Raw genomic sequence first — 4800 nt, 5'->3', positions numbered from 1 at the left:
AATCAATACATTAACGATTGCAATCGTAATGAGAGAAATAACCCCAAGCATCAAGAGTTTTGATTTTTTATTTAGGATCATGTCATTCCACTTTTATCATGAATAATCTTGTCGATGCCTTTCCTGTTTAAAGTTGCTGAAGAAATCAGAAAAACAACTCAAAACCTAATAAGTATAAATCAGTATCACTTTAAGGTTTTGAGTTGCTATTAACATATTTTATTAAACTACGGCTTCTTCCTGAGCTTCTGCTGCACCTTCGATGCTAGATGCTAAAATCTCTTTAAGAGAAGTGACGCCGAAGATTTGTGGCCCCTGTAGAACAGGGCTATCAAAGGTAATGGTTGTCGTTTCATCACCAACTTTGGCAAGTGAACTACCTGCTGAAGTATCAAACCTGAAAGTCAGAATACTAACCCAGTTAACACTTGAATTTAGTGCACCTTCGATTGTCTGTTTATAAGTTTCTGTACTTACCGTTAGTTCAATTTTTGGTTGATACATAACCCATATTTGTGACGGGATCATATGAAGAGATCCGCTCCGGGCTCCAAAGAAAGTATTGGAATCAACCGTTGCTGCAGGTGAGAATTGTGCCGTCTCCGGGTTAACATATGAGGATGAATACCAGCCACCAAATGTTACCGGGTATGATTTAAACCCTTTTACCATAACCCGAAGTTTATAATGTTTATCCTGAATTATTCTAGATGTATTAACGCTGGTTTTAACTGATGTTGAAAAACAATGCTGTTCAACCTTTGTATTATAAACAGTTTTCCACGGTGTAGTTACTGTTGAGTTTTTATCCAACGTAACATCTAAATCATAATTTTTCTGTTGGCTCCAGTTCCCTACATCTTTCCCAAGGTCACCACCAATCGTTATTGTTGGCTTAGAAACATTTTTACCGTCTTCAGCCATATAGTTAGAGTAGTTATTAACATCAGTCAGCTTTTTCTGATCATTACCTAGTGCTGCATTAAAGGACTCGACTAATGTTGAGATGCGAGATGTTAGATCATTTTTTTGATCCAGGTATTTTGTATATTCGTCCTTATATTTCAAACCACCGAGAGGATTACTTAGCCATTCTGATTGGGTTTCATCTGGTAGTCCTGTTTTTGGATTGGTGTTTTGTTGCTTATATGACTGCCATGCTATAGTTGCTTTCGTTAACGCAGCATTGTAATTGTCATCTGCAATATTTCTTTGATTTATTAGGTTTAGGTAGGTTGGATCCTTCTCATTATCAATTCCCGGCGTAATTGATAAAATCAAATCAGAATATGCATTATATAGAGAACCAGGGTTTGGTGTGTAGAAGCCATTTACATCAGCAGCAACTTTATTAGCCGTATTATAAGCATCTATATCTGCACCTGTTTTCCAGTTTGCAGCCAAGGGACTTCCAGTAAATTGAAATTGAGTACTGTCTGTAGATTGACCTATAGCTGGGTACTTATCTGCAATAGCTCTAAATAAATAATCGAATTGTGAATCTTTAAATGCCGGCATGATTTTATCCTTGAATTGACTTGTTGAACTGTTTACAAGAGATATTCCTTTAATTTGCTATCAACCCATTACAACCATACTTAGAAGGAAGAGAAGCAATACGACAAGGAGAAATATACCAAAGCGGCAGAAATTTAGTATTACACGGCATTACACCAACCTCATAGCCTCTGCCACGCCAATGACTAGGCTCCGGAAAACCAAAACCTAGCTGGTTAATGTTCATCAACTACGGCCTACGGTGCATGTTTATCACATTCTCAATGGTCATGATGCCAAACATGATCTTGCGAACAAATGACTCCGAGCTACTGACAAAATAGAAATGAGGATGCCTGGACCAAATTTTCTGCAGCTTTACATCTAATTGAGCGGCCTGATCCGTAGACTCGTTTCTTACTGGATTGTTACTGCTGATATCATGTCCGGTGATTGCCGCTGATTCAAAAAAAATCACGGCATCATAACGAGCAATCTCATGCTCAAAGGTTGAATTTACCCCCTTAAAAAAATCAGTTTCCGTACCAGGCCAGTAGGCAAGTCCGTCTAATGACCCGCGATCACAAACCAGCAATCTATCCGGAAACTGCTTTTTATGGATTTCTTCGAAATTTTTCTGCAGCTGAAAAATTGTTTTCTGGATTATCTTAACCATTTGTTCATTGTCAGAGCGCGGTATACCTCCGGAGAAGAGCACAGTTGCAGCCTCGGGAACAACGGCAATTTTATCACCTAACTCTCTGCGAAAGAGATCCAGTGCTGTAGTTTTGCCACCACCAGGCCCACCTGTTACCACAACTTTCAGCTGCTTTTTCATTATTACCTCTGACTCGCTTCCTGTGATCTAAGAAGCTTAGCCAATAATAAGAGCATCAGTTGAATACAGAGGCAGGACTATCCCCCTCAATACGTGAAGCTCTATTAGAGGCAAAGAAGAACAATGAATGCTAACAATTAATGCTGATGGGCTGGCAAATCACGGCTTTCGTACGCATCAGCAAATGAATGGTTTCGATCACGATGTTTGGCTTCATCATCGCGGATTTTTACAATAACATCTCGCAGCTTGGCATCTGGCGGTAGCTGGTAATAATCGATGGCAATTGTCGGGGCTGCAACGTTTTCTACTTCACCTGAATCAATTTTGTTCAGGTACTCGGTGTAGCTTTTACAGGCTTCTTCTTCAAAATAGCCCACTACACGGTGTGCAATCTTCGAAGACAGCACATAAATCAAACTATACACCATGATAAAAGCACCTTGGCCAAGCAGAACTAATGCTCGTTCAACCCAGCTAGGTTTGGCGATATCCAAAAATATCATCAGGTGCATTCTCTCGTTTTCCGCCTCACCCAGTAACTCGCGGATCCATCCTTCATCATCTTTCATGCGGCGTAAGGCTTTAAGGTGGTTGAACATGCCTGCCACCATCCCTGGTACTGCAGCAATGGTTTCTAAAATCACTGCGCGTTTCGCGTATTTTGTTCCGTAGAATATATTTAGAAGAAACTTGAGGCACTGCGTTATTTTATAAGCAATATGCTCAGAGAATTTGGAGGCGGTTTTGTGTTTCAATTCAAAATCTGACATGTGTGAACCTTTACTTTCTATATGAACGTGATTCCAACGTATTTATTAACAACTTGGCATCACAATCATGTTTTTCACTAAATCATCTTCAGCTATTTATTACGTTTCTATTGACATATCTAGAGCTGAGAAATTAGATGACAATCCATGTCACCATTAAAATAACGACTAGTAATCGCCTTTGGCTACTTTGTCACCTTCACCCAGTGTATAGAGCAGATTTGATAACAAGCTAGATGCACCAAAACGGTAATGCATGCTGTTGTTAGCCCACTCAGCACCAAAAATACTATCAACCATATCCAGATATTTTTTTGCCTCTTCAGCAGTTTGTACGCCACCAGATGCCTTAAATCCAACCGTGTTTTCAACACCCAACTCTTTGATAACTGACAACATTACTTCGGCAGCTTCAAGGGTGGCATTAACCGGTACTTTACCTGTTGAGGTTTTGATCATGTCAGCCCCTGCCTTGATTGAAATCTCAGACGCTTTTTTGATCAGCGCTTTTGTTTTCAGCTCACCGGATTCAATGATGACTTTCAAAGGGGTATCACCACAGGCCGCTTTGCATTTCTTCACCATTTCAAATCCCACTTCTTCATTTCCTGCCATCAGGGCACAGTATGGGAATGTTACATCTACTTCATCGGCACCAAGCATAATGGCTGCTTTCGTTTCGGCAACAGCAATGTTGATATCATCGTACCCGTAAGGAAAGTTAGTGACAGTGACAACACGGATGTCTGGCGTTCCTTGTATACGTAGTTGTTCTTTAGCTACAGGAATAAAATGGGGGTAAATACATACTGAAGTCGTATTGCCTACAGGTGTTTTGGCGTTCTTACACAGTTCAATAATTGTTTCATTAGTATCATCATCGTTTAAAGTCGTAAGATCCATTAGTTTAAGTGCTCGTAGCGCTGCATTTTTTAAATCGCTCATAGATATTTCCTATCGAGTTGGTTCTCTAAATTTCAAACACTTGTGGCTTATTGGTCGTACGCAGTTAAGTACCTTCTGCTGGTTGCTACCAAATTAATACGCCCCTCAAGGCTTGAAGACATTTTCAGCTCAAACTGAAATTGGGGTGATTATAGGGATGGCCAGAAAAGCATAATAGATACAGGAATAGCATATTTATATATAACAGATGGTGTGTGTGCTATAGTGCTGACAGCGGGATCACAGAGGCATTATTTCTTTGGCAAAGTATGAAGAGCTTGTAGAGCAGATCCGTCATCAAATTCAAAATGACATTTGGGGAGTAGGTGAAAAGCTTCCTTCATTACGAAGACAGACTGAAATTTCTGGCATGAGCCTGATGACGGTACTCCATGCTTATCAGGTTCTAGAAAGCCAGGGATGGATAGTTTCTCATGCCCGCTCAGGATACTTTGTAGCACCTAAAGTCCAATACTCGAGCCCTAAAAGCTCGCCAGTAACGGTTCAGAAAGCCGAAGCTATCGACATTAATGATTTCATATTTGATGTTTTACAAGCGAGTCGGACCCCACATATCGTCGATTTCGGCTCTGTTTATCCCGATCCCAAGCTGTATCCCCGGCAACAAGTCAACAAATCTTTGATGACCGCAGCGAAGACTATGCCAACATCAAGTGCATTGGATAACCTGCCCCCGGGGAATAAAGAGTTACGCCAGTTGATAGCCAAACGCTACGCGGCACAAGG

At 40.6% G+C, this 4800-nt stretch carries 5 protein-coding genes; 1 reads left to right on the top strand and 4 read right to left on the bottom strand.

The window, feature by feature from the left end; translation table 11 throughout:
- Window positions 1–222: 222 nt before the first annotated feature.
- From MHN01_RS16825 to deoC, 4 genes are all read right to left on the bottom strand, one after another.
- The gene (locus tag MHN01_RS16825) at window positions 223–1518 is read right to left on the bottom strand and encodes a hypothetical protein (protein WP_239412398.1); all 1296 of its coding nucleotides are present in this window, start codon (window positions 1516–1518) and stop codon (window positions 223–225) included.
- A gap of 229 nt (window positions 1519–1747) precedes the next feature.
- A complete protein-coding gene (locus MHN01_RS16820; protein WP_075765575.1) occupies window positions 1748–2335 on the bottom strand; it encodes an AAA family ATPase in 588 nt (195 codons plus the stop codon).
- 137 nt (window positions 2336–2472) lie between these two features.
- A complete protein-coding gene (locus tag MHN01_RS16815) occupies window positions 2473–3108 on the bottom strand; it encodes an alternative oxidase (protein WP_239412397.1) in 636 nt (211 codons plus the stop codon).
- A 168-nt stretch (window positions 3109–3276) separates the two neighbouring features.
- Complete coding sequence (gene deoC, locus MHN01_RS16810) at window positions 3277–4053, bottom strand: deoxyribose-phosphate aldolase (RefSeq protein WP_239412396.1); 777 nt, start codon at window positions 4051–4053, stop codon at window positions 3277–3279.
- A gap of 259 nt (window positions 4054–4312) precedes the next feature.
- On the opposite strand from deoC, the gene MHN01_RS16805 reads away from it, so the two are divergent.
- Window positions 4313–4800 (top strand): GntR family transcriptional regulator (locus MHN01_RS16805; protein WP_239412395.1); only part of this gene is annotated, 488 nt, incomplete at its 3' end.

Origin of the sequence: Photobacterium sp. OFAV2-7, assembly GCF_022347985.1 — a bacterium.
Taxonomy (GTDB): Bacteria; Pseudomonadota; Gammaproteobacteria; order Enterobacterales; family Vibrionaceae; genus Photobacterium.
The sequence above is the reverse complement of the archived record's forward strand: the minus strand, read 5'-3'. Positions and strand labels throughout refer to the sequence as shown.